The sequence below is a fragment of the Paralimibaculum aggregatum genome, assembly GCF_030270585.1.
Lineage (GTDB): Bacteria > Pseudomonadota > Alphaproteobacteria > Rhodobacterales > Rhodobacteraceae > Thermohalobaculum > Thermohalobaculum aggregatum.
Genome location: NZ_BSYI01000001.1, coordinates 76709 through 101175, shown reverse-complemented (window position 1 = coordinate 101175; position 24467 = coordinate 76709). Strand labels below are relative to the sequence as shown.

The following is a 24467-nucleotide window of genomic DNA, read 5'->3' as shown; positions in this document are numbered from 1 at the left end:
AGGGCCAGAACATGACGTCGCTTTCCGAGATCCGGACCGCCTTCCTCGACTATTTCGCCAGGCACGGCCACGAGATCGTCGCGAGCTCGCCGCTCGTGCCGCGCAACGATCCGACGCTGATGTTCACCAATGCGGGCATGGTGCAGTTCAAGAACGTGTTCACCGGGCTCGAGCATCGGCCCTATGTGCGCGCGGTCACCAGCCAGAAATGCGTGCGCGCCGGCGGCAAGCACAACGACCTCGACAATGTCGGCTACACCGCGCGGCACCACACCTTCTTCGAGATGCTCGGCAACTTCTCCTTCGGCGACTATTTCAAGGAGCAGGCGATCCCGCTGGCATGGGACCTGATCACCAAGGAATACGGGCTGCCGAAGGACCGGCTCCTCGTCACGATCTATCATGACGACGAGGAGGCTGCGGCAATCTGGAAGAAATATGCCGGGCTGCCGGACGAGCGGATCATCCGCATCGCCACCTCGGACAATTTCTGGTCGATGGGCCCGACCGGCCCCTGCGGCCCCTGCTCGGAGATCTTCTTCGACCACGGCGAGCACATCCCCGGCGGCCCGCCGGGCAGCCCGGACGAGGACGGCGACCGCTTCATCGAGATCTGGAACCTCGTCTTCATGCAGTACGAGCAGTTCGAGGACGGCCGGCGCGAGAACCTGCCCAAGCCCTCGATCGACACCGGCATGGGGCTCGAGCGCGTCGGCGCGGTGCTGCAGGGCAAGCACGACAACTACGACACCGACCTGATGCGGGCGCTGATCGAGGCCTCGGCGCAGGCCTCCGGCGCCGATCCGGACGGGCCGGGGCGGATCCATCACCGGGTGATCGCGGATCACCTGCGGGCCTGCTCCTTCCTGATCGCGGACGGCGTGCTGCCCTCGAACGAGGGCCGCGGCTACGTGCTGCGCCGGATCATGCGCCGCGCCATGCGCCATGCCCACCAGCTCGGCATCGCGGCGCCGCTGATGCACCGGCTGGTGCCGGAGCTGGTGCGCCAGATGGGCCAGGCCTTCCCCGAGCTGCCGCAGGCGCAGGCGCTGATCGCCGAGACGCTGGAGCGCGAGGAGCACCGCTTCCGCCGCACCCTCGACCGCGGGCTGAAGCTGCTGGAGGACGAGCTGGGCGCCCTCGGCGAGGCGGATGCGCTGCCCGGCGCCACCGCCTTCAAGCTCTACGACACCTTTGGCTTCCCGCTCGATCTCACCCAGGACGCGCTGCGCGAGCGCGGCCGGGCGGTCGATCTCGAGGGCTTCGACGCGGCGATGGCGGCGCAGAAGGCGCAGGCCCGCGCGGCCTGGACCGGCTCCGGCGAGACCGCCGACGAGGGCATCTGGTTCGATCTCGCCGAGGAGGTCGGGGCGACCGATTTCCTCGGCTACGAGACCGAGAGCGCCGAGGGCGTGCTGCGCGCGGTGCTGCGCGGCGGCGAGCGCACCGGCTCGGCGCAGGCCGGCGAGACCGTGGCGCTGGTGTTCAACCAGACCCCGTTCTACGCCGAGAGCGGCGGCCAGGTCGGCGATCACGGCGAGGTGGTCACCAACACCGGCCGGGCGCGCGTCACCGATGTGCAGAAGCGCGCCGGCGGGCTCTTCGTCCACATGGCCGAGGTGGTCGAGGGCGAGCTGGTTCAGGGCGAGGCGGCGAAGCTCGCGGTCGACAGCGCCCGGCGCGCCGCGATCCGCGCCAACCACTCCGCCACCCACCTGCTGCACGAGGCGCTGCGCGGCCATCTCGGCGAGCATGTCGCCCAGCGCGGCTCCCTGGTGGCGCCGGACCGGCTGCGCTTCGACTTCGTGCACCAGAAGGCGGTGAGCCCGGAGGAGCAGGCGGCGATCGAGACCGAGGTCAACGCCTATATCCGCCAGAACGCCCAGGTGCAGACCCGGGTGATGCCGATCGAGGATGCCCAGGCGCTCGGCGCGCGGGCGCTGTTCGGCGAGAAATACGGCGACGAGGTGCGCGTGGTCTCGATGGGCACCCGGCCCGAGGGGCAGGAGGGCCCGGGCGGCCGGGTCTATTCCATCGAGCTCTGCGGCGGCACCCATGTCGGGCGCACCGGCGATATCGGGCTCCTGCGCGTGGTCGCCGAGGGCGCCTCGGCGGCAGGCATCCGGCGCATCGAGGCGCTGACCGGGGCGGCGGCGCTGGCCCATGTCGAGAGCGAGGCGCAGGCGCTGGCGGCGGCCGCGGCGGTGCTGAAGGTGCGCCCGGCGGAGGTTGCCGAGCGGGCGCAGGTGCTGCTCGACGAGCGCCGGCGGCTGGAGGGCGAGCTTGCCGATCTGCGCCGTCAGCTGGCGCTCGGCGGCGGCGAGGGCGCGGCGCCCGAGGCGCGCGAGGTCGGCGGCGTGCCGTTCCTCGCGCAGAGCCTCAGCGGCGTCGAGGCCAAGGATCTCCGGGCGCTGATCGACACCCACAAGGCGCGGCTCGGCTCCGGCGCGGTGCTGCTGGTGGCCGATACCGGCGGCAAGGCGGCGGTGGCGGCCGGCGTCACCGAGGATCTGACGGGCCGTATCTCGGCGGTCGATCTGGTGCGCGCGGCGGTGGCCGAGCTCGGCGGCAAGGGCGGCGGCGGCCGGCCCGACATGGCCCAGGGCGGCGGCAGCGATCCGAGCCGGGCGGCCGAGGCGATCGCCGCGGCGGAGGCGCTGCTGGCTCCCTGACCGGCTTGCGGGCCTGGGGGCTCGTCCCATCGGAAGCAGGGCGCGTGCCGGGCTCATGCCGGCGCGTGCCCTTTCCTGTTGGGGGTCCTGCGGGTGGGGGGACTGCGGGCGTGCCGGAGGCCGGCGGGCCGCGGCCTCAGCGCGCGACGGGGCGGATCACCACCTCGTCCGGGCGCACCAGGCCGAGCACGCTGCGGGCGCGCTCGTCGAGCAGGTCGAGATCGAGATAGTCGGTGCCGAGCCGGCGCACCCGGTTCTCCGCCGCCACGCGTTCGGCCTCCACCGCGGCAAGCTTCTCGGTGAGGCGGACCTCCTCGGCCTCGGCGGCGGCGAGCGCGGCAAGGCCCCGTTCGCCCTTCAGTCCGGACCAGCCGAAGACACCGCAGCCGGCAGCGACGATCCCGTAGATCAGCAGGCCGGCGATCCGGCTGAGCCCCTGTTGCGGCATCGATTGCCCCTCATCTCCTGTCGCTGCGAGTCTGCCATGGAAACGAGAGGCTTGCACCGGGTTTCTCGACTCGATCCGGAGGCGGGGCGCAGCGGTGAGTCCGCCGCGCAACAGCGCCGGACGGGCCGGTCGCCATCCGCTGGCGGCCCGCTGCGCGCTGTCCGCGGCACCGAACCGGCCCCGGGAGCCCGCCCCTTGCGGGCGCCGCCACGGTCCCGCGCCTCCCGGCCGCAGGGTCGCAGCGGGCTGCGGGAGGCGGCACCGTGCCCCGCGGCGGTCCTTGCGGCAACCGCATCGCCGCCGCCGGTCAGCGGGGGATCGGGCGTATCGGTGAGGGAGCCTGCCGCCATCCGGCGAATCGCCGGCATCGATGACGGTCAGGCAGTGCCCGGCGAGCCCGGAAGCCGCCGCATCGGGAGATCTCGGTTCAGGCCGCCGCCATCCGCGGGGCCGCAGCCGGTCGGATGGTCGCGCCGGCCCGTCGGGTCTTCGGCAAGGGAAGCCTGCCGCGGCGGCAGCGCGCGGGCGGCGGCGCCGCCCGGCACGGCGTCACGCGGCGGCGCTGCCCGGCTGCCCGCTCCCCTTGCGGCGCCGGCCGGCGATGCCGAGGCCCGCCAGCCCGGCCAGCGAGGCCGCGAGCATCAGCCCGGCGCCGGGCAGCGGCAGCAGCAGCACATCCGCCTCGAAGCCCCGGATGAAGAAGTCGTCATTGCCGTCGGTGGCCTGGAACCGCACCTCGAGGCCGGTGGTGTTGGCCGCGAAGGTATAGAGCACGCCGCCGCCGGATGCCGCCGGCAGGCTGGCGAGGTCGAGATTGGTGGCGATCTGCAGGTTGTCGACGAAGATGTCTACCTGGTCGCCGCCGCCCTGCGCCTCGACATCGTCGAACACCACCGAGAGCAGCGTGGCCTCGCCGCCGATCAGCTCGCCCGGATCGAAGGCGAGGTTCACGAAGGCGCTGTTGGCGTCGATCGCATCGCTGTCGCCATTGTCGCCGAGGCCGGGGCCGGCGCCGATGCCGAGCGCGTCACGCCCGACGAAGCCGGTCGATGCGGTGGCGTCGAGGAAGGCGATGTTGGGCGGCGGCGTGGCGGCCAGCGCCGAGAACACCACCGTGCCGGCGGTGTTCGGCACCTCGCCCGTGAAGTCGAAGCTGACCACGGCGGCCTCGGCCGGGCCGCAGGCCAGAATTCCCAGGACAAGCGCGGAAACGAATCGCCGCTGCATGATTCACTCCCCGTTCACCATTGCCGCATAGGTAGCAGAAAACCCACCGGTCTGCACGCATAGATTGTGTGCATGCGCGAACATGCGACCGCGGGCCGTCATCGGGCCCGTGGTCGGGGAACGGAGATCGTCGCGTCTGCCGCCTCAGCGCGGGCGGCCGGGCAGCACCGCGCGGCCGGCATAGACCGCGGCCTCGCCGAGTTCCTCCTCGATTCGCAGCAGCTGGTTGTATTTCGCCAGCCGGTCGGAGCGCGCGAGGCTGCCGGTCTTGATCTGCCCGCAATTGGTGGCGACGGCGAGATCGGCGATGGTGGCGTCCTCGGTCTCGCCGGAGCGGTGGGACATCACCGCCGTGTAGCGGGCCTTGTGCGCCATGTCGACGGTCGCCAGGGTCTCCGACAGCGTGCCGATCTGGTTGACCTTGACGAGGATCGAGTTGGCCGTGCCGGCCTTGATGCCGCGGGCGAGGCGCTCGGAATTGGTCACGAAGAGATCGTCGCCGACCAGCTGGCAGCGGTCGCCGATCTCGGCGGTGAGCCGGGCCCAGCCGTCCCAGTCGTCCTCGGCCATGCCGTCCTCGATCGAGACGATGGGGTAGTCGTTGACCAGATCCGCGAGATAGGCCGCCATCTGGTCGCCATTGAGCGACTTGCCCTCGCCGGCGAGGCTGTAGCGCTTGCTGCCGGCGTCGTAGAACTCGGTGGCCGCGGCATCGAGCGCCAGCATCACGTCGCCGCCCGGATCGTAGCCGGCCTTGCCGACGGCGCGCAGGATGAAGTCCAGCGCCTCGCGCGAGGAGCCGATATTCGGCGCGAAGCCGCCCTCGTCGCCGATATTGGTGTTGTGGCCGGCGGCCTTCAGCTCGGCCTTCAGGGTGTGGAAGATCTCGGCGCCCATGCGCAGCGCGTGCGAGAAGCTCTCCGCGCCCACCGGCATGATCATGAATTCCTGGATGTCGATCGGGTTGTCGGCATGGCTGCCGCCGTTGAGGATGTTCATCATCGGCACCGGCAGGGTGCGCGCGGCGACGCCGCCGACATAGCGGTAGAGCGGCAGGCCGGTGGATTTCGCCGCCGCATGGGCCACCGCCAGCGAGACGCCGAGGATCGCGTTGGCGCCGAGCTTGGCCTTGTTGGGGGTGCCGTCGAGCTCGATCATCGCCTGGTCGACCGATTTCTGCAGCAGCGCATCGACGCCGGCCAGCGCGTCGAAGATCGGGCCGTTGGCGGCGTCCACCGCCTTGCGCACGCCCTTGCCGTGGAAGCGGGTGCCGCCGTCGCGCAGCTCCACCGCCTCGTGGGCGCCGGTCGAGGCGCCGGAGGGCACGGCGGCGCGGCCGGTGGTGCCGTCCTCGAGCAGCACGTCGACCTCGACGGTCGGGTTGCCGCGGCTGTCGAGAATCTCGCGCGCGGTGATGTCGATGATGGCGGACATTGGGGGGCGGCCTCCTGTGGTCAAGCGGTCAGGGCAGGGCGAGCACTACACTGCCGGGACCGGGGCGTAAAGCGGCGCTGCCGCCGCGGTCAGCCCGCGGGCGGGCTCGACGCCGCGGCCTGCGGGGCCTGCGGCGCGGCGAGCGCCGCGACGGTCTCGCCGATCCATGCCGCCGCGGCGCGGATCCGCGGCAGCGGCGCCAGCTCGGGATGGGTGATCAGCCAGAGCTCGCGCTCGGGCGCCGGCGCCGGCAGCGGCACCGGGCAGAGCGCCGGCTCGGCGGCGCCGATGGCGGCGGGCAGCAGCGCGCGGCCGAGCCCGGCCAGCGCGGCGGCGAGCATCGACTCGGCATCGGAGACCAGCACCGCGGGGGGCGGGCAGTGCCGGGCCAGCCAGCGGCTCTGCGGCAGCGCCTGCATCGCCGCCGCATAGCCGATCCAGGGCAGCGGGCCGCCGGCCGCCGCCTCGGCGCCGCGCCGGACGAAGCCGCCATAGGCGAGCCGCCCGACCCGCCGCGCCCGGGCGGCCATCTCCCGCGCCGGGCGGGCGAGGCGCAGCGCGATGTCGGTCTCGCGGCCGAGCAGGCTGAGATCGCGCGGCTCGGCCTGCAGCTCGACGGCCAGCGCCGGATGCGCCGCGCAGAGCCGCGGCAGGGCCGGCACCAGCACCCGGTTGGCAAGGATCGGCACCGCGGTCAGGCGCACGAGGCCGGCCACCGCGCTGTCGGTGCCGGTGACGGCGGCGCGGGCGGCCTGCACCTCGCGCTCCATGCGCTCGGCGGCGGCGACGAGGCGCGCGCCGGCGCCGGTGGGGCGGAGCTCGCCGCCGATGCGCTCGGCGAGCCGCGCGCCATGCGCGGCCTCGGCCCGGGCCAGCCGGCGCAGCACGGTGCTGGCATCGACCCGGAGCGATGCCGCGACCCTGGCCAGCGCGCGGCCGCGGGAGATCGCCAGCAGCAGGCGGAAGGCGTCCCAGTCCTCGCGCGCGCCGCCCTGCATTTCTGCCTCTCCGTTCCGCGAAAATGCACCGATCGGAGGCAATTCTGCCGCGCTATGCTGGCCGCATCAACCGCAATGCACCGAACGGAGGCGCCCATGCATTTCGCGATCCTGTTCGAGGACGACGAGGCCCATGCCGGGGAGCGTGCCCGCCACATGGCCGCGCATCTCGACTTTCTCGAGGCCCATGCCGGGCAGATCCGGGCGGCCGGGCCGCTCGCCGAGGCCGGCGCCCCGGCCGGCGGGCTCTGGATCGTCGAGGCGGCGGACGAGGCCGCGGCGCGCGCGCTGGTGGAGGCGGACCCGTTCTGGCCGACCGGCCTGCGCCGGGCCGTGCGCATCCTCGCCTGGCGCCGGGTCTTCGCCGAGGGGCGGCGGCAGGTCTAGCCCTTGCCCGCCTTCTCCGCGGCCTTGGCGGCGTCCCAGAGCGCGTCCATCTCGGCGAGCGTCGCCTGCTCGGGGCTGCGGCCCTCGGCGGCCAGCGCCGCCTCGATGGCGCGGAAGCGGCGCTCGAACTTGGCATTGGCGCGGCGCAGCGCGGTCTCCGGATCGACATCGAGATGCCGCCCGAGATTGACCATGACGAAGAGCAGGTCGCCGAACTCCTCCTCGATGCGCGCCGGCTCGCCGCCGATCTCCTCGGCGAGCTCGCCCGCCTCCTCGGCGATCTTGGCCAGCACGTCGCGCGGCTCGGTCCAGTCGAAGCCGACGCGGGCGGCGCGCCTGGTCAGCTTGAGCGCCCGGGTCAGGCCCGAGAGGGTGGCCGGCACGCCGTCGAGCACGCTGTCGCGCCGCTCGCCCTTCTCGGCGCGCTCGGCGGCCTTCAGGGTCTCCCAGTCGACCTCGGCCGGATCGGCCTTCGGCGCGCCGCGCACCGGCCCGAAGACATGCGGATGGCGGCGCAGCATCTTGTCGGAGACCGCCTGCACGACATCGGCGAAGGCGAAATCCCCGGCCTCCTCGGCGATTCGGGAATGGTACACCACCTGCAGCAGCAGATCGCCGAGCTCGTCGCGCAGCTCGCCCATCTCGCCGCGCTCGATCGCCTCGGCGACCTCGCAGGCCTCCTCGATGGTGTAGGGCGCGATCGAGGCGAAATCCTGCTCCCGGTCCCAGGGGCAGCCATCCGGCGCGCGCAGCCGGGCCATGATCTCGAGCAGCCGCGGCAGGCTGCCGGCGCCGTCCCAAACCAGCGCGTCCGAGGCCTCCCGATCCGCCAGCGGGCGGCTGCCGTGATCCGATCCGTCGCTCATCGCCGGCCTCCGCTGCGCAGGTTCATCAGGTTGCCGGCGAGGATCAGCCCCGCGCCGGCGAAGACCGCGATCTCCAGCGGCTCGTCATAGAGCGCCATGCCCACCAGCGCGATCAGCGGCAGGCGCAGGAAGTCCATCGGCGCGACGATCAGCGCCGGCGCCGCGGCCAGTGCCGAGGTGACGCAGAGATGCGCGGTGAGCCCGCAGATCCCGACCGCGACGACGAAGGGCAGGCTGGTGGCGTCGGGCAGCGTCATGGTGCCGTCGACCAGCGCGCAGGCCAGCCCCATCGCCGCCTGCATCAGGGTCATCCAGAACAGGATGGTCCAGACCCGGTCGGTGCCGGACAGCGACTTGGTCGCCAGCACGTTGCCGCAGAAGCAGACCGCCGCCAGCGCCGCCGCGAGATGCCCGGGGCCGACCGGTGTCAGCCCCGGCCGCGCCACCAGGAGGATGCCGAGAAAGCCGAGCCCGGCGGCGATCAGGCGGGTCCGGGTCAGCCGCTCGGCCAGCACGAAGGGCGCCAGCAGCGCCACCCAGATCGGCGTGGTGAACTCCAGCGCGAAGACCTGCGCCAGCGGGATCACGCCGACGGCGTAGAACCAGAGGTTCTGCCCGGCGAAGTGGAACAGGTTGCGGCAGAGATGCGCCGGCAGGCGGCGGGTGCGGATGTCGCGCAGCCGGCCCGTGGCGGCGCCGAGCCCGAGCACCACGACGAGCCCGATCAGCGAGCGGTAGGTCATGATCTCGAAGGTGTCGAGATGCCCGGCAAGCTCGCGCCCGGCCACCGCCATCAGCGAGAACGAGGCGATCGCCCCGGTCATCCAGAGCGCGGCGCGGATCTCGCCCGAGCGGTCCGCCGCGGCGTGGGTCTCGAGCCCCGGCGCGCTCATCGGATCATCTCCGCCCGTGCCTCGGGGCTGACGCCGAGCAGCGCGAGCCCCTCCCAGCCGGCGATCTTGCCGAGATTGAGCCACCAGGCCAGCGCCTCGCGGGTGTAGTGCAGCCCGCGCTCGGGCCACCAGGTGGTGTCGAAGCCGGCAACCGCCGAGACCGGGATCTCCGGCCGCCCGAACCAGGCGGCGATGCGGCGCGCCCGCGGCAGGTGATAGGGGTCGGAGACCAGTGCCAGGCTGTCCAGCCCGCGCGCCGCGGCGATCTCGAAGGAGAAGCGGATGTTCTCGAAGGTGGAGACCGCGCGGGGCTCGATCAGCAGCCGCTGCGGGTCGGCGCCGAGCTCCTCGGCGAAGTCGCGCATCAGCTGCGCGGCGGAGACGGTGGGATGGTTGCCGCCGATCCCGCCGCTGAAGATCAGCCGCTCCGCCTTGCCGCTCGCGAGCAGGGCCACCGCGCCCTCGACCCGCCGGCGCGAGCTGTAATGCAGCCGCCCGTCGCCCGAGACCCCGGCGCCGAGCACGATGGCGGCATCGACCGGGGCGGACAGCGCGGCGCCGTCGAGGGTCTCCGAGAGCGTCGCGCGGTCGGCCCAGATCACCGCGGCGAGGGTGACGAGCAGCACCGCGAGGCCGAGGCGCAGGCCCCAGCGCAGCGTTCGCCCGATCATCCGCACTGGCGCGGCTCCTGGCGGCTCACTCCCATTCGATGGTTCCCGGCGGCTTCGAGGTGATGTCGTAGGTCACCCGGTTGATGCCGCGCACCTCGCCGACGATGCGCCCCGCCACCCGCGACAGGAAGGCCGGGGTGAAGGGATAGACATCCGCCGTCATGCCGTCGACCGAGGTGACGGCGCGCAGCGCGCAGGCCTGGTCATAGGTCCGCCCGTCGCCCATCACGCCGACCGAGCGCACCGGCAGCAGCACGGTGAAGGCCTGCCAGATCTCGTCGTAGAGCCCGGCGCGGCGGATCTCCTCGAGATAGATCGCATCCGCCGCGCGCAGGATCTCCAGCCGCTCCGGCGTGATCTCGCCGGGAATGCGGATCGCCAGGCCCGGCCCGGGGAAGGGGTGGCGCCCGACGAAGGCCGGCGGCAGGCCGAGCTCGCGGCCGAGGGCGCGGACCTCATCCTTGAACAGCTCGCGCAGCGGCTCGACGAGCTTGAGCTTCATCCGCTCCGGCAGCCCGCCGACATTGTGGTGCGACTTGATCGTGACCGAGGGGCCGCCGCTCACCGAGACCGATTCGATGACATCCGGGTAGAGCGTGCCCTGGGCGAGGAAATCCGCCTCGATGCCCTTGGCGTGCTCGTCGAAGACCTCGATGAAGAGCCGCCCGATGGTCTTGCGCTTGGTCTCCGGGTCGGTCACCCCGGCCAGCGCGCCGACGAAACGGTCGGCCTCCTCGGCATGCACGAGCGGGATGTTGTAGGTGTCGCGAAAGAGCGTCACCACCTCCTCCGCCTCGCCCTGGCGCAGGAGCCCGTGATCGACGAAGACGCAGGTCAGCTGGTCGCCGATCGCCTCGTGCAGCAGGATCGCCGTCACCGAGCTGTCGACGCCGCCGGAGAGCCCGCAGATCACCCGGGCATCGCCGACCTGCTCGCGGATCCGCGCGATCGCCTCGTCGCGATAGGCGGCCATCGACCAGTCGCCCTTCATGCCGGCGATGCGGCGCACGAAGTTCTCGAGGATCGCCGCGCCCTTCGGCGTATGCGCGACCTCGGGGTGGAACATCAGCCCGTAGAAGCGCCGCGCCGGGTCGGCCAGCACCGCATAGGGCGCGCCCTCCGAGGCGCCCTGCACGTGAAAGCCCGGCGGCATCGCGCTCACCCGGTCGCCATGCGACATCCAGACCTCGGCGGTCTCGCCCGGCCCGGCGACGCCCTCGAACAGCTCGGAGGGCTCGGCCAGACGCAGCTCGGCGCGGCCGAACTCGCGGATATGCCCGCCCTCGGCGCGGCCGCCGAGCTGGTGCACCATCACCATCTGGCCATAGCAGATGCCGAGCACCGGCACGCCGAGCTCGAAGATCTCCGGCGCCGCGCGGGGCGCGCCCTCGTCCTCCACCGAGGCCGGGCCGCCGGAGAGAATCACCGCCTTCGGCGGATGCGCCGCCAGCATCGCGGCATCGACCCGGTCGAAGGGGTGGATCTCGCAATAGACGCCGATCTCGCGCAGGCGGCGGGCGATCAGCTGCGTCACCTGGCTGCCGAAATCGACGATCAGGCACAGCTCGTGGATGTCGGCGGCTTCGGCGGTCATCGGCGCTGGCTCCCGGGGATGGATCTCGCGCCTTCCTCTAGACCCTCGCGGGCGCGCTGTCACGCCCGGGCGGCGCCGGACGGCGCGCGCTGGTGCGGCGCAGCGCGGCGGGTGCGGCGCAACAATCGCGGCGGCATCCGGCGCGGCATCCGGCGCGGCGTGCGGGCTGCGACGGGATCTGTCGCGCGCGGGGCTAGACGATGTCGCTTCCGGGCCACCGAGGGGCGAAAACCGCCCCCCTCCTGCGGGAGTTTCGCGTCATCAGGGAATCGGGAAGCCGTGACCGACCTCGTCGGCGCGGCCCGGTTGGCTGGCATGAGGAGCAGCGCATGGCCGAGGCAGGAGCAGCGGATACGGGCAGGCGCCGCGCGCGCGGCGGTGGCGGTGCGGCGCGGCGGGCCGAGCGGACCAGCACGCGCCACGAGGTCGCGCGGTTCATCGAGCGCCGGATTCCGGATTTCGAGGTGCTCGACGCCGAGGCGCTCGAGCTGATCGAGGCCAATGCGGAGACCGTGCTCGAGGAGATCGGCGTCAACTTCGTCGAGAACCCGGCGGCGCTGGAGCGCTGGCGCGAGGCCGGCGCCGACGTGCAGGGCGAGCGGGTGCACATCCCCCGCGGCCTCGCCCGCAAGCTCTGCGCCACCGCGCCCGGGCGCTTCACCCAGACCTCGCGCAACCCCGAGCGCGCGGTGGAGATCGGCGGCCGGAACCTGGTGCTCGCGCCGGTCTACGGACCGCCCTTCGTGCGCACCTACGAGGAAGGCCGGCGCTACGCCACGATGGCCGACTTCGAGATGTTCGTGAAGCTGACCTACCAGTCGAAATGGCTGCACCATAGCGGCGGCACGGTCTGCGAGCCGACCGACGTGGCGGTGAACAAGCGCCATCTCGACATGCTGCTGGCGCATATGCGGCTCTCGGACAAGCCCTACATGGGCTCGGTCACCGACCCGAAGCGCGCCGAGGATTCGGTGCGGATGAGCGAGATCCTGTTCGGCGGCGCGCTGCCGGCGGACCCGGTGATGACCTCGCTGATCAACATCAACTCGCCGCTCACCTTCGACAACGTGATGATGGGCGCGCTCGAGGTCTATGCCGCGGCCGGACAGGCCTGCATCGTCTCGCCCTTCATCGTCGGCGGCGCGATGGCGCCGGTCACCATCGGCGGGACGCTGACCCAGGTGCTCGCCGAGGTGCTGGCGGGCGTGGCCTATTCGCAGCTGGTGAAGCCCGGCGCGCCGGTGATCTTCGGCGCCTTCGTGACCTCGATCGACATGAACTCCGGCGCCCCGACCATGGGCACCCCGGAGGCGAGCCTGATCCTCTACGGCGCCGGGCAGCTGGCGCGGCGGCTCGGCCTGCCGTTCCGCTCCGGCGGCGCGCTCTGCACCTCCAAGCTGCCGGACGCCCAGGCCGCCTACGAGACCGCGAACACGCTCAACGCGGCGCTGCTCGGCGGGGTCAACTTCATGCTGCACTCGGCCGGCTGGCTCGAGGGCGGGCTGGTGGCGAGCCCGGAGAAGCTGGTGCTCGACGCCGACCAACTCGGCATGCTGCACCAGCTCGCGGGCGGCATCTCGCTCGACGAGAACGGCATGGCGATGGACGCGATCCGCGAGGTCGGCCCGGGCGGACACTATCTCGGCTGCTCGCACACCCAGGCCAATTTCAAGACCGCGTTCTGGCGGACCCAGGTGCTCGACTACAAGCCCTACGAGACCTGGATCGAGGAGGGCGGGATGGACAGCGTCCAGTTCGCCGCGCGCCGGGTGAAGCACCTGCTCGACACCTATGAGCAGCCGGCGCTCGACCCGGCGATCGAGGAGGCGCTGCAGGCCTATGTCGCGGGCCGCAAGGCCGAGGAGCCCGACGCCTTCGGCTGAGGCGCGGGCGGCTCAGCGCCCGGGGCCGGCGGCGCGGCGGGCCTCGGCGAGCAGCGCGGCCAGGATCTGCAGGTGCTGCGCCGGGCGATAGCCTGCCGCGCGGGCCTGCCGCGCGATCTCGCAGCGCGCCTCGGCCGCCGCCAGCCGCGGCAGGATCTCGGCCTCCGGCGCGGCGGCGAGCCCCGGCACCGCGCCGGGCAGGTCGCGCATCCGCCGATAGCTCCGCGCGGCGCTGCGGGCGGCGCGGGCCAGCGGCTTCGGCCGGGCCATGGGGCCGATCGCGCCGGTCGCGGCGGTTGCGGCGGTTGTGGCGGGAGCCGCGACGACGGCCCCGGCGATCATCTCGGCGATCGCTCCGGCGGGGCGCTGCGGCGCCAGCGCGCCGGCATCATGCATGTCGAACATCGGTGATCCTTCCGGTTGCTCCGATGCCCAGAGCATGGGCCGGGCCGGCCCCCTGTTGCGCGAAAATCGCCGGCAGCGCACGGTCATGCCGTCCGAAACGGTTAATAGATAGTAAATAAAACCGGAAAGACGGCCATTAACGAGCTGTTAGAATTTGGGACATACAACCAATTGTAGAAAAATTCGATCCATAAGGGGCAAGACCGTGGCAAAGACCTGCGATATTCTCGACCACTGCGCCGACTGGGCGCAGAGATCCTTCCCCGGCGCGGCGGCGACCGGCACGGCGCGCGACGCGGCACTCTACCGCGCCCATACCGAGGCCGGGGCCAGCCTGCGCTCGCTGGCGCGCGAGATCGGCCGCCACCCCTCCACGGTGATGCGCGCGGTGCAGCGGGTGGAGGAGAAGCGCGACGATCCGATCTTCGACCGGCTGATGGCCCAGCCCTGCGCCGATGCCGCCGCGCCGCCGGACCGCGCGGCCAATGTCGCCGCCCCCTGCGCGCTCCGCGCCGCGCATGCCGCGGCATCTCCGGAAGACCGGGCGGCCCGGCCCGCGGCGCAGCTCGCGGCCCGGCTGGCGGCGCATCCCGACCCGGCCGCCGCGGCCGCCGACGAGCGCCCCGGCCGCGCCGCCAAGACGGCGCTGCGGCGGCTCTCCGAACCCGGCGCCTTCCTGCTGGTGGCCCCCGGCAACCGCAAGGGCGGCATCTTCTGCGCCGCCAACGAGCACCGCAAGCCGATCGCCATGCTGGAGCTGAAGGCGGCGGGCGAGCTGGTGCGGCGCGACTGGATCCGCCTCGTCGGCCGCGGCGCGGCGAGCCTGCGCTACCGCATCACCGAGGCCGGCCGCGCGGCGCTGAAGCGGCTGCTGGCGGAGGAGCAGGCGGCGAAGGCGCGTGCCGCGGCGGGCCCCGGGCCCGGCCTCGCCGAGGCGCCGACGCCGTTCCAGGCCCAGCACCGGGTTGCCGGGGAGCGGCTGCTGCCCGATCCCGCGGGCGGCCGGCCGGAGGTCCGCGGCGTCAATCTCGGCGAGAGCCCGCTCGGCTGGCTGGCGCGGCGCAAGGGGCCGGACGGGCAGCCCTTCCTGACGCCGGCCGAGGTCGAGGCCGGCGAGCGGCTGCGCGACCAGTTCGAGGCGGCGCAGATCGGCCCCCGCGTGGGGCAGGACTGGGCGGCCTTCCTCACCCCATGCGACCGCGGCGCCGGCACCGGGCGCGGCCCGGCGGAGGGCCCGGCGGCGGCGCGGGAGCGGGTGCGCGGGGCGCTCGACGTGCTCGGCCCGGGGCTCTCGGACGTGGCGCTCCGGGTCTGCTGCTTCCTCGAGGGGCTGGAGGCCTGCGAGAAGCGGATGGGCTGGTCGGCGCGCTCGGGCAAGGTGGTGCTGAAGCTCGCGCTGCAGCGGCTGGTGGCGCATTACGGGCTGGAGGCGGGGCAGGGCTGAGCCGGCGGCCGAACGCGGCGCTTGATCCGGGGGCGGGGCTGGTCCAGCCTCGCGCCCATGGACAGCCGCCTGATCGAGACCGCCGACGACATCGCCGAGGGCTGCGCCTGGCTCGCCGGGCGCTGCGACCGGATGGCCGAGGCGCATGCGCTCTGCGGTCTGCCGCCGCTGCGCCGCCGGCCCGGGGGCTATCCGGCGCTGCTGCAGGCGATCGTCAGCCAGCAGCTCTCGGTCGCCTCGGCCGATGCGGTCTGGGGCCGGCTCGCGGCGCTGGGCGCGGAGGACCCGGCGGTGCTGCTCGCGGCCGGCGACGAGGCGCTGCGCAAGGCCGGGCTCTCGCGCCAGAAGATCGCCTATGCCCAGGCGCTGGCGGCGGCGGATCTCGACTATGCCGCGCTCGCCGGGATGCCGGAGGACGAGGCGCTGGCGGCGCTCACCGCGGTCAAGGGCATCGGGCAGTGGACGGCGGAGATCTACCTGATGTTCGCGGTCGGCCGGCGCGATGTCTTCGCCGCCGGCGATCTCGCGCTGCAGGAGGCGGCGCGGATCCTCTACGGGCTGGAGGCGCGGCCGACGCCGAAGGCGCTGCGCCGGCAGGCCGAGGCCTGGGCGCCCTGGCGCGCGGTGGCGGCGCGGATGCTCTGGGCCTATTACCGCCATGCCCGGAACCGCGAGGGCGTCACCGGCTGAGCGCCCCGCCCGCCGCGGGCCGCCCCCGCCCGCCGCGGGCCGCCCTCGCCTGCCCTCGCTTGCCGCGGGCGGCCATGGCGGCTATCACACGCGACCAGCCCTGATGGCCCCAGCGGGAGACCCCCATGACCCAGCTTACCGGCCCCCGGGCCGCCCCGAAATCCGGCACCGCGCGCCAGCTCGTCATCCTGCTGCACGGCTATGGTGCCGACGGCAACGACCTGATCGGCCTCGCCCGGCCGATGGCGGATTATCTGCCCGACACCGCCTTCTTCGCGCCGGATGCGCCGCAGCCCTGCCGGGTCAACCCGGCCGGGCGGCAGTGGTTCCCGATCCCGCCGATCGACGGCAGCTCCGAGGTGGAGATGCACGAGGGCTATGTCGCCGCGGCCGAGCTGCTCGACAGCACCATCGAGGCGGCGATCGCCGAGGCCGGGGTGGGGCGCGAGGCGACCGCGCTGCTCGGCTTCTCCCAGGGCACGATGATGGCGCTCTCGGTCGGCCCGCGGCGGGCGCCGGGGCTGGCCGGCATCGTCGGCTTCTCCGGGCGGCTGATCGACCATGCCGCTCTCGGCCTCGCCGAGGCGCGCCCGCCGGTGCTGCTGGTGCATGGCGATGCCGACGAGGTGGTGCCGCACAGCTCGCTGGCCGAGGCCGAGAAGGGCCTGTCGGCGGCGGGCTTCCCGGTCAACACCTTCACCAGCAAGGGCACCGGCCACGGCATCGCGCCGGACGGGCTGGGCCTGGCCACCGGCTTCCTCGCGGAGGTCTTCGGCCTCGGCCCGCTGACCGACCCGGTGGACTGAGCCGGGCGACCGACCCGGGCGACCGACCCGGGCGACCGACCCGGGCGACCGACCCTGCGCCGCGCACCTCCGGAGGCGCAGGGGCCAAGCGCGCCCCGTGCCGCCGGCACGGCGAATCGCGCTGCCTGGGGATAACCCTGTGGACAGCCCGCGCGGGATTCCGCGCGGCGGCCCCGACACAATTCTGTTGCAGCGCTTTGTTATGAGGTCTGCAGGCGCGGACCAGCGGGATATCTAGATGGTTGCAACCGTGCCGGCCCGAGATATAGTGCGATTGCGGGGGCGTGCTTGGCAACCCGCCTCGGCACTGTCGCACTCAATGACGAGGCGAGCAGCATGGATGCATCCTTTGCGAGCAGCTTTGTGCGGCAACCGGCCGGACTCAGGGATCACCCTGCGCTCGTGCTGAATGCCGACTACAGGCCACTCTCCTATTTTCCCCTCTCCCTGTGGCCATGGCAGGAGGCGGTGAAGGCTGCCTTTCTCGATCGGGTGCAGATCGTCGCGGAATACGATGTCGAGGTGCACAGCCCCTCGATGGCGATGCGGCTGCCCTCGGTGGTGGTGCTGCGCGACTATGTCAAGCCGGCCCGCTTCCCGGCCTTCACCCGGTTCAACCTGTTCCTGCGCGACGAGTTCTCCTGCCAGTATTGCGGCTCGCGCGGCGAGATGACCTTCGACCACGTGCTGCCCCGCTCGCGCGGCGGGCGCACCACCTGGGAGAATGTCGTCGCCGCCTGCGCGCGCTGCAACCTGCGCAAGGCCAGCCTGACGCTGCGCCAGGCCGGCATGAAGCTGGCGCGCCCGGCCTATCGCCCGGATGCCGAGGAGCTGCAGAACAAGGGGCGGAAGTTCCCGCCGAACCTGCTGCACGAGAGCTGGATGGACTTCCTCTACTGGGACGCCGAGCTGGAGGCCTGAGCCCGGTCGCGCGCCGCCCGGCGCCTCACTTGCCCTGCTGCGGCTCGGCGCCGCCGGTGCCGGCTGCCGGCAGGGTGCTCAGCGCCGACCAGATCCACACCACCGCGATGCCGAGCGAGACCACCGCGTTCCAGGCCGCCATCGACAGGCCGAGGAAGGACCAGGGGATCTCGTCGCAGCGGACGATGTCGGTCTCCAGGATCTGCGTCAGCAGCGCATCCGCCGAGAGCGCCGAGGGATCGGGCGCGACACAGCCGGACAGCCCGCGCCACCAGCCCTGCTCGACGCCGGCATGGTAGAACCCGAGCGCCGCGCTCACCAGCATCGCCACCGCGCCGAGCCCGGCCAGCGTGCGGTGCATGCGCCAGAACGCGGTCACCGCCAGCACCGCCAGCACGGCCGCCGCGGCATGCGGCCAGCGCTGCCAGAGGCACATCGGACAGGGCGCGAGCCCGCCGAGATACTGGAAGCCGAACGCCGCGAGCAGCATGAGCGCCGAGGCGGCGCCGGCGAGGAAAGTGCGTCCATAGACCGTCATATCAGGAACTTCACCGCTGCGAATCCGCCGATCAGGAGCGCCGCCCCGACCGAGGCCACGAGCCCCAGACGGCGCTCTATGAAGGCCCGTGCCGGCGGGCCGAATTTCCAGAGGATCGCCGCCACCAGGAAGAACTGCGCGCCGCGGCCGACGATGGAGGCCAGCACCAGGGTCGAGAGCGCGAGCCCGGTGACCCCGGAGGCGATGGTGATGACCTTGTAGGGAAACGGCGTGAAGGCCGCGGTCAGCACCGCGGCGAAGCCGTTCTCGTTGAACATCTCAGCCGCCTCGCCGAAGGCGTCCTCCTTGCCGTAGAATGCGAGCACCGGCTGCCCGACCTCCTCGAAGAGCAGCGCGCCGATGGCATAGCCGGCGACCCCGCCGGCCACCGAGGCGGCGGTGCAGACCGCGGCGATCAGCCAGGCCCGGTCGGGCCGCGCCAGAACCATCGGGATCAGCATGACCAGCGGCGTGATCGGGAACACCGAGCTCTCCGCGAACGACACCCCGGCGAGCAGCCACAGCGCGTCCCGGCGCTCGGCCATCGCCAAAATCCGGTCATAAAGTTTCGTTAACATCACTCTCGATCCGGTGGGTGATGCCCTGTATTGCGAGGGCGACGGCCGGTGCTGGGTGCAGTCGGTAGCAATGAGTACGACCCAAGTCCAGCCGGTGCGTGTGGGAGACGTGGTACGTATGGTCGAGTCGAACGACAGCTTTCGCGACGTCATCAATGGCGGGCCGGTCGTGGTTCCGGCGCCGCGGCGCCGGCCGCGCTTCGAGGACCCCGCGATCCGCCGCCGGAAGCTGCTGCGCAGCGTCGGGCTCGGCGCCGCGGTCTCGGTGGTCGCGGCCGGGCTGATGGCGACCGCCTTCTCCACCGTGCTCACCGGCGACGATCCCGAGACCGGCGCCGGCGCGGCGGCCGCCCACCGGCCCGCGCCGATTGCCGGGCCGGTGTCCGAGACCGCACGCATCGCCGATGGCGGCGAGATCCGGCTGGTGGCCCCGCTCGGGCTGGGCGGGCGGGTGCTGCCGGCGGCGACCGAGCCGAAGCCGGCCGCGGCGGCCGCCGGGCCGGCGCCGCTGCGCGGCCCGAAGGTCGAGGCGGCCAGCCACGGCGCGGTTCCGGGTGCGGTTCCGGGCGCGAGCGGGGCGGTGAGCGGCTCGACCATGGGCGGCGCCGAGGCGGTGGCGCTGCCGGCGGAGGAGCAGGGCGCCGCGCTCGATGCCGGGCCGGTCGCCGGGCAGGCCGGCGCCGCCGTCGTGACCCCGCCGCCGGCGGTGATCGCGGCCGGCAGCAACCTCGTCTGGGCGCGGATCTTCGCCGAGATCGGCATGGTCTACCAGCCGTTCCGCCTCGCCGACGGCGCGCTCTGGCACGAGGGCGGCTGCGCCGACCGCGCGGAGCCGAGATGGCCGGCCTACTGCCCGCTCGACCAGAAGCTCTATCTCGACACGGATCGCCGGATGATCAGCGCCGACCTGCTCGCCATCGCGCACGAGATCGGCCACTACCTGCAGGACGCCCTCGGCGTGGCGATCAAGCCGCTGGCGGGCGAGGCGCGGGACCTGCAGGCCGACTGCTTCGCCGGCCTCTGGGCGCAGCGCGACCGCAGCCTCGGCGACAGCATGGCGCCGGGCCAGGTGCTGCGGATGCTGTTCGGCGGCCAGCCGGCGACCCCGCATCTGCGCAGCCGCATCGACGCCTATACCCAGGGCTATGTCGCCCGCGGGCCGATGGACTGCACCGAGGTGGCGCTGCCGATCTATCTCGGCGTGGCCGACTGAGGCGCCGCCGCGGGCCCCGCCGGCCGGAGTTGTTGACCGCCGGGACCGCGATTGGGCATAACCGGGCGGCCAGCCCGGATGGCGGAATTGGTAGACGCAGCGGACTCAAAATCCGCCGGCCTCACGGTCATGTCGGTTCGAGTCCGACTCCGGGCACCATAGCGCGCGAGCGACATCCCGAAATCGGTGAGCTGCCTGCCTTTGGGGGGCGTCCGCCCGCCATCCTGCCGCCGAGGTTTCCGCGTCTGCTCACGTGCATGGCGCGGCGGGGCGCTGCCACGGCAGGGTGAGCGAGCGCCGGCGCCGCCCCGGCATTGCGCGACCCGCGACCCGGGCGCCCCCTGCGGGTCGCCCGGCCCGGTCCGCGTTCGCCGCCCGGCGGCGCGGATCACCCGGCGCATGGCAGGTCTCGCTCTGGCCGGGCGGGGCACGGAGGCGCGTCGTCCCGGGCGTGGCATCGCCATCCGGTGCAAGGGTCAGGCCTGCGGGCCTGTCGGTGTCTGGGCGCGCGATCTCGCCGGGGCCCCGCGGCCCGTGGTTCGGCGGCGGCGTGGAGTGGACCCTTCGGACGACGCGGGACTTCGGTGTTGTACGAGCCATCCGGGTATGCCCTCGCCACCGCGTCCATCGCGCTGCGGAATCGGCTTCGCGGCGGCATTCGGCGCCAGCCCGCACGCCGATCCGGCAGCGTCGGGGGCCGCCCCCCGGCGCCGGTGGCCGATGGCGCCGCAAGGACACCAGCGTCATCGGCGGCAACCCGCGGGCGGCGCCGATCCTGCGGACCGTCGCGTCTGCCGGTATCGGTGGCGGCCGGGCGATGGCCGGTATCGCCCTGACGGCGGAGGCCTTCCGGCGCGGCGATGACCCGGGGCCGGCGGCGCCGACCTCGGCAGGGGCAACACCGGCACGAACCAGTGGCGCAGGTGCAAACCCGCCGACCGGGCGGAAGCGCGTCGCGCCTCGGCTGGGCGGTGGCGGCGATGCCGTCCGCCTGGCCGGGGCTGGGCCGGGCGATGCGGTTTCTCTCCCCGATCCCGGGGGCGGCGCGGGTGCGGACTTGCCGACCAGGCGGAAGCACATCGCGCCTTGACTGGGCGGCGCCGGCGGCGATGTCGTCCGCCTCACCGGGGCCGGGCCGGGCGATGCGGTTTCCGTCCCCGATCCCGGGGGCGGGGCGGAGGGATCGAGCCGCTGCCATCTGCGCGATGGCGGTTCGGGCGTTCCGGTCGGCGACTGGCTCGGAAGCCGATGCCGATGCGCAAGCGCTCGCGGCCGGCCGTGACGGCGTTGCCTGTGCGGTGCGCGCGCCGGTTCCGGTGGCTGGCCGGCTTTGGGGCTGAGCGTCCGCCACTGGCGCTCGGCGGCGCCATACCGCTGCCGGTTGCCGTCCGGCGATAGGGCGCTGGCATTGCAGGGCCGTCCCGGCGGCATCTCCGGGGCAACCCGCCCGGCCACGGGCGTTCGGGCGCCTTCCGGGCCGGCCGCGGGCGGCATCGGGGAGGCGGGGACGCCTCGCGACTGGAGAGGACGGGACAGGACAGGGCCGCAGCCGCCGGATCGCGCCGGCGCCGCCCCGGTCGGATCGCCCGGCGCGGCGTGGGTGCGGCCTGCGTCGATCGGCCACGGCCTCTGGCGATGGCGCGGTCTCCGGCCGGCGGACCCGGGCCGGTGCGCGCTGCACCGCGGTCTGCATGGTGCGTTGCACACATCCGCCCAGCCGGAGCGATGCCCGGAGCGATGCCTCGAGCGATGTCCGGGGCGATGCCCGCAGGGCGGCATCGCCTTACCCGCCGCGGAATTCCCGGATCAAGGCGGTTTCGCGCCTCGAAAATTCGAGCTATTTCAGCCTGATGGATATCGTCGTCATTACCACGGTCATCGCCTCGCTGTTTCTCGTCATCGGCGCGGCCGAGCCGCTCGCCGCGCGCCTGCGCCTGCCCTACAGCGTGATCCTCGCCGTGCTCGGCGTGCTGATCGGTGCCGGCGCGATATTCTTCCTGCGGACCGACCTGACCGATGCGCTGAACCCGGTGGCCGAGGCGATCCTGGGGCTGCCGATCCGCTCCAACGTGTTTCTCTACGTCTTCCTGCCGACGCTGCTCTTCCAGGCCACGCTGGGGATGAACCTGCGCCGGATGCTGGACGACTGGGTGCCGATCCTGGTGCTCGCCGTGGTCGCGGTGGTGGTGGCGACGCTGAGCGTCGGCTATGCGCTGTCCTGGGCGAGCACGCTGCCGATCACCGCCTGTCTGCTGATCGGCGCGATCGTCTCGACCACCGACCCCTCGGCCGTGGTCTCGATCTTCCGGTCGATCTCGGCGCCGCGCCGGCTGGCCCGGATCATCGAGGGCGAGAGCCTCTTGAACGATGCCGCGGCGATCGCGCTGTTCGGCCTGTTCATGGGGTTCGCGATGCTCGGCGTGCCGGACCCGGCGCTCGGCGAGGCGCTGGCCCGCTTCCCGATCCTGATCGTCGGCGGTGCGTTCACCGGCTGGCTGGCGGCGCGCTTCGCGGTCTGGATCATGGCGCTGTTCCGGCGCCACGAGCTGGCGCAGCTGTCGATCTCGGTGGCGCTGCCCTATCTCGCCTATATCGGTGCCGAGCAGAGAGTCGGCGCCTCGGGCGTGATCGCGGTGGTCGCCGCCGGCCTGACGCTGAACCTGATCGCGCCCGGCCGCCTGCCGCCGCAGGCGCTGATCAACCTTCGCGAGCTCTGGGAGGTGCTGGCGCACTGGGCCGGGGCGCTGATCTTCATCCTCGCCGCGCTGCTGATCCCGCGGCTGCTGGAGGAGGTCCGGCTCGGGGATTTCGTGCTGATCGGCGTGGTGATCCTCGCCGCCATCGCCGCCCGCGCGGTGATCCTGTTCGGCCTGCTGCCGTTCCTGACGCGGCTCCGGGTCTCGCCGGCGGTGGAGCGGCCGTTCCGGATGGCGATCCTCTGGGGCGGGCTGCGGGGCGCGGTGACGCTCGCCCTCGCCCTCGCGGTGACCGAGAGCGTGCGGGTGCCGGACGAGACCAAGCGCCTGGTCGGCATCCTCGCCACCGGCTTCACGCTGTTCACCCTGATCGTGCAGGGCACGACGCTGCGGGCGATGATCGGCTGGCTCGGGCTCGACCGGCTCTCGCCGATCGACGAGGCGCTGTCGCGCCAGGTGGTGGCGGTGGCGCTGCAGACGGTGCGCGAGGACGTGGCGCGCACCACCGAGAACTACGAGCTGAGCCACGACATCGTGCGCTCCGAGGCCAAGCGTTTCGGCGAGCGGCTGGAGGCGGCGGTGAAGGCCTCCGAGGAAAGCGCCGACATCCTCGACCGCGACCGCGTCACGCTCGGGCTGATCGCCCTCGCCCGGCACGAGCGCGACACCATCCTGGCCCGGATGCGGGAGCGGACGATCTCCGCTCGCATGGCCGAGCAGGTCCTCTCGGATGCGGACCGGCTGATCGAGAGCGCGCGCAGCGGCGGGCGCAGCGGATACCAGCGCGCGGCCCGCCGCAGCGTCGCCTATGGCTGGACCTTCCGGGCCGCCATCCGGCTGACCAACCGGCTCGGCCTGTCGCGGCCGCTGGCCAGCATGACCGCGGACCGCTTCGAGCTGCTGCTGTCGCAGCGCCTGATCCTGCGCGATCTCGGCGCCTTCATCGACGGGCGCATCCGGCGGATCCACGGGCGGCGCGTCGCCGACCTGCTGCACGAGCTGCTGACGCGGCGGATCGAGGCGGTGGAGACCGCGCTGGAGGGCCTGCGCCTGCAGTATCCCGGCTATGCCGAGGAGCTCGAACGCCGCTTCATCCGGCGCACGGCGCTGCGGCTGGAGGAGCGCGAATACGCCGCGATGCGCGGCGACGGGCTGATGAGCGCCGAGGTCTATACCGCGCTGATGCAGGATCTCGATGCCCGCCGGGCCAATGCCGAGGAACGCCCGCGCCTCGACCTCGCGCTGCAGCGCGCCGAGCTCATCCGGCAGTCGCCGCTGTTCGCCGATCTCGGCGAGGCGGCGCTCAAGCGGCTCGGCCGCGCCCTGCGGGCCCGCTATGTCGATGCCGGCGAGGTGATCATCCACAAGGACAGCCCCCCGAGGAGCGTGTTCTTCATCGCCTCCGGCGCCGTCGAGCTGGAAAGCGCCGGCCAGACCTGGCGGCTGGGCCGCGGCGAGATGGTCGGCCAGATGGCGATCCTGACGCGCAAGGTGCCGCGCGCCGAGGTCCGCGCCATCGCGCCCTCGACCCTGCTCGTGCTCGACGAGGCGCGGTTCCGCCGCCTGCTTTCGCGCAGCGCGGCGCTGCAGGAGGCGGTGCGGGCCAGCGCCGAGAAGCGCGGGATCTCGCCCGAGAGCCTGTTCTCGGACGAGGACGAACCGGCCGCCGCCCGGCGCTTCACCGCGGAACGTGTGGAGCGGCGCGGCATCCGGCCCCCGGTCCGGGGGGTGATCGGCGCCCGGTCGGGCCCGCCCTGGCCCTGGGGCTGACGGCGCTCCCGGCGGGCGGCGCTTCCGGCGGGGGCGCTTCCGGCCGGCGGCGCTTCCGGTCGGCGGCGCTCCCGGTGGGCGGCGCTTCCGGCCGGCGGCGTTCCTGGTGGGCGGCACTCCCGGGGGGCCGGGATCGCGACGCCGGGCGGCAATGGCGAGGTGCGGGAAACCGCCGTGCCGGTCCGTCCGGGGGCATCCCTGCCGAGGCTATCTTCCGCCAGCCCGGGGCAGTGCATGTCGCTGCGCATCTCCAGCCCGCGGGGGACGGCGCTCGCCCGTGAGCCGGCGCCGTTTCCGTGCGGGCCGCGGCCCTCGCGCCGACTGCGCCTCGGG

Annotated in this window: 20 protein-coding genes and 1 tRNA gene; 10 read left to right on the top strand and 11 right to left on the bottom strand. The window is 73.3% G+C overall.

Going from position 1 to position 24467, the window contains the following annotated elements:
- Nucleotides 1-11: 11 nt before the first annotated feature.
- On the top strand, nucleotides 12-2672 hold the full coding sequence (alaS, locus tag QSJ97_RS00415; RefSeq protein ID WP_285669494.1) for an alanine--tRNA ligase: 2661 nt from the start codon (nucleotides 12-14) through the stop codon (nucleotides 2670-2672).
- A 136-nt stretch (nucleotides 2673-2808) separates the two neighbouring features.
- Here the strand turns inward: alaS and QSJ97_RS00410 are convergent, their stop codons facing one another.
- The 4 genes from QSJ97_RS00410 to QSJ97_RS00395 form a co-directional block, all read right to left on the bottom strand.
- Nucleotides 2809-3120: a septum formation initiator family protein gene (locus QSJ97_RS00410; RefSeq protein WP_285669493.1), complete on the bottom strand. Its 312-nt coding sequence runs from the start codon at nucleotides 3118-3120 to the stop codon at nucleotides 2809-2811.
- 549 nt (nucleotides 3121-3669) lie between these two features.
- Nucleotides 3670-4347, bottom strand: coding sequence for a hypothetical protein (locus QSJ97_RS00405; RefSeq protein ID WP_285669492.1), 678 nt, complete (start codon nucleotides 4345-4347; stop codon nucleotides 3670-3672).
- 144 nt (nucleotides 4348-4491) lie between these two features.
- Nucleotides 4492-5781, bottom strand: coding sequence for a phosphopyruvate hydratase (eno, locus tag QSJ97_RS00400; RefSeq protein WP_285669491.1), 1290 nt, complete (start codon nucleotides 5779-5781; stop codon nucleotides 4492-4494).
- Nucleotides 5782-5870: 89 nt separating this feature from the next.
- Entirely contained in the window at nucleotides 5871-6779 is a 909-nt protein-coding gene (locus QSJ97_RS00395; RefSeq protein ID WP_285669490.1) for a LysR family transcriptional regulator, read from the bottom strand.
- Between the two features lie 96 nt (nucleotides 6780-6875).
- On the opposite strand from QSJ97_RS00395, the gene QSJ97_RS00390 reads away from it, so the two are divergent.
- Entirely contained in the window at nucleotides 6876-7166 is a 291-nt protein-coding gene (locus QSJ97_RS00390; protein WP_285669489.1) for a YciI family protein, read from the top strand.
- Here the strand turns inward: QSJ97_RS00390 and mazG are convergent.
- From mazG to guaA, 4 genes are read right to left on the bottom strand one after another with little or no spacing between them, the layout of a single operon-like run.
- Nucleotides 7163-8032, bottom strand: coding sequence for a nucleoside triphosphate pyrophosphohydrolase (gene mazG, locus QSJ97_RS00385; RefSeq protein ID WP_285669488.1), 870 nt, complete (start codon nucleotides 8030-8032; stop codon nucleotides 7163-7165). The two genes, QSJ97_RS00390 and mazG, sit on opposite strands and share 4 nt — an antisense overlap.
- Nucleotides 8029-8925, bottom strand: coding sequence for a DMT family transporter (locus QSJ97_RS00380; protein WP_285669487.1), 897 nt, complete (start codon nucleotides 8923-8925; stop codon nucleotides 8029-8031). The genes mazG and QSJ97_RS00380 overlap by 4 nt, the downstream gene beginning before the upstream one ends.
- Complete coding sequence (locus QSJ97_RS00375) at nucleotides 8922-9596, bottom strand: YdcF family protein (RefSeq protein ID WP_285669486.1); 675 nt, start codon at nucleotides 9594-9596, stop codon at nucleotides 8922-8924. The genes QSJ97_RS00380 and QSJ97_RS00375 overlap by 4 nt, the downstream gene beginning before the upstream one ends.
- 25 nt (nucleotides 9597-9621) lie before the next feature.
- The gene (gene guaA / locus QSJ97_RS00370; RefSeq protein WP_285669485.1) at nucleotides 9622-11190 is read right to left on the bottom strand and encodes a glutamine-hydrolyzing GMP synthase; all 1569 of its coding nucleotides are present in this window, start codon (nucleotides 11188-11190) and stop codon (nucleotides 9622-9624) included.
- 329 nt (nucleotides 11191-11519) lie between these two features.
- On the opposite strand from guaA, the gene QSJ97_RS00365 reads away from it, so the two are divergent.
- Nucleotides 11520-13073 (top strand): trimethylamine methyltransferase family protein, encoded by a 1554-nt coding sequence (locus tag QSJ97_RS00365; protein ID WP_285669484.1) that lies wholly within the window; start codon nucleotides 11520-11522, stop codon nucleotides 13071-13073.
- A gap of 12 nt (nucleotides 13074-13085) precedes the next feature.
- On the opposite strand, the gene QSJ97_RS00360 is transcribed toward QSJ97_RS00365, so the two are convergent.
- Nucleotides 13086-13478 (bottom strand): DUF6477 family protein, encoded by a 393-nt coding sequence (locus QSJ97_RS00360; RefSeq protein WP_285669483.1) that lies wholly within the window; start codon nucleotides 13476-13478, stop codon nucleotides 13086-13088.
- 205 nt (nucleotides 13479-13683) lie between these two features.
- Between QSJ97_RS00360 and QSJ97_RS00355 the strand changes: the two genes are divergently transcribed.
- The 4 genes from QSJ97_RS00355 (at nucleotide 13684) to QSJ97_RS00340 (ending at nucleotide 17339) form a co-directional block, all read left to right on the top strand.
- Entirely contained in the window at nucleotides 13684-14922 is a 1239-nt protein-coding gene (locus tag QSJ97_RS00355) for a DUF6456 domain-containing protein (protein WP_285669482.1), read from the top strand.
- 57 nt (nucleotides 14923-14979) lie between these two features.
- Nucleotides 14980-15612, top strand: a complete 633-nt coding sequence (locus QSJ97_RS00350) for a DNA-3-methyladenine glycosylase family protein (protein ID WP_285669481.1) — start codon at nucleotides 14980-14982, stop codon at nucleotides 15610-15612.
- A 125-nt stretch (nucleotides 15613-15737) separates the two neighbouring features.
- Complete coding sequence (locus tag QSJ97_RS00345) at nucleotides 15738-16418, top strand: alpha/beta hydrolase (protein WP_285669480.1); 681 nt, start codon at nucleotides 15738-15740, stop codon at nucleotides 16416-16418.
- A 336-nt stretch (nucleotides 16419-16754) separates the two neighbouring features.
- A complete protein-coding gene (locus tag QSJ97_RS00340) occupies nucleotides 16755-17339 on the top strand; it encodes an HNH endonuclease (protein WP_285669479.1) in 585 nt (194 codons plus the stop codon).
- Nucleotides 17340-17364: 25 nt separating this feature from the next.
- Here the strand turns inward: QSJ97_RS00340 and QSJ97_RS00335 are convergent, their stop codons facing one another.
- Both QSJ97_RS00335 and QSJ97_RS00330 read right to left on the bottom strand, forming a co-directional pair.
- On the bottom strand, nucleotides 17365-17877 hold the full coding sequence (locus QSJ97_RS00335; RefSeq protein WP_285669478.1) for a disulfide bond formation protein B: 513 nt from the start codon (nucleotides 17875-17877) through the stop codon (nucleotides 17365-17367).
- The gene (locus QSJ97_RS00330; protein WP_285669477.1) at nucleotides 17874-18455 is read right to left on the bottom strand and encodes a YqaA family protein; all 582 of its coding nucleotides are present in this window, start codon (nucleotides 18453-18455) and stop codon (nucleotides 17874-17876) included. The genes QSJ97_RS00335 and QSJ97_RS00330 overlap by 4 nt, the downstream gene beginning before the upstream one ends.
- A gap of 118 nt (nucleotides 18456-18573) precedes the next feature.
- Between QSJ97_RS00330 and QSJ97_RS00325 the strand changes: the two genes are divergently transcribed.
- The 3 genes from QSJ97_RS00325 to QSJ97_RS00315 all read left to right on the top strand — a co-directional run bounded on the left by QSJ97_RS00325 (nucleotide 18574) and on the right by QSJ97_RS00315 (nucleotide 24134).
- Nucleotides 18574-19668 (top strand): neutral zinc metallopeptidase, encoded by a 1095-nt coding sequence (locus QSJ97_RS00325; RefSeq protein WP_285669476.1) that lies wholly within the window; start codon nucleotides 18574-18576, stop codon nucleotides 19666-19668.
- Nucleotides 19669-19740: 72 nt separating this feature from the next.
- Nucleotides 19741-19827, top strand: a tRNA-Leu gene (locus tag QSJ97_RS00320).
- Between the two features lie 1691 nt (nucleotides 19828-21518).
- Entirely contained in the window at nucleotides 21519-24134 is a 2616-nt protein-coding gene (locus tag QSJ97_RS00315; RefSeq protein ID WP_285669475.1) for a cation:proton antiporter, read from the top strand.
- Nucleotides 24135-24467 lie beyond the last annotated feature (333 nt).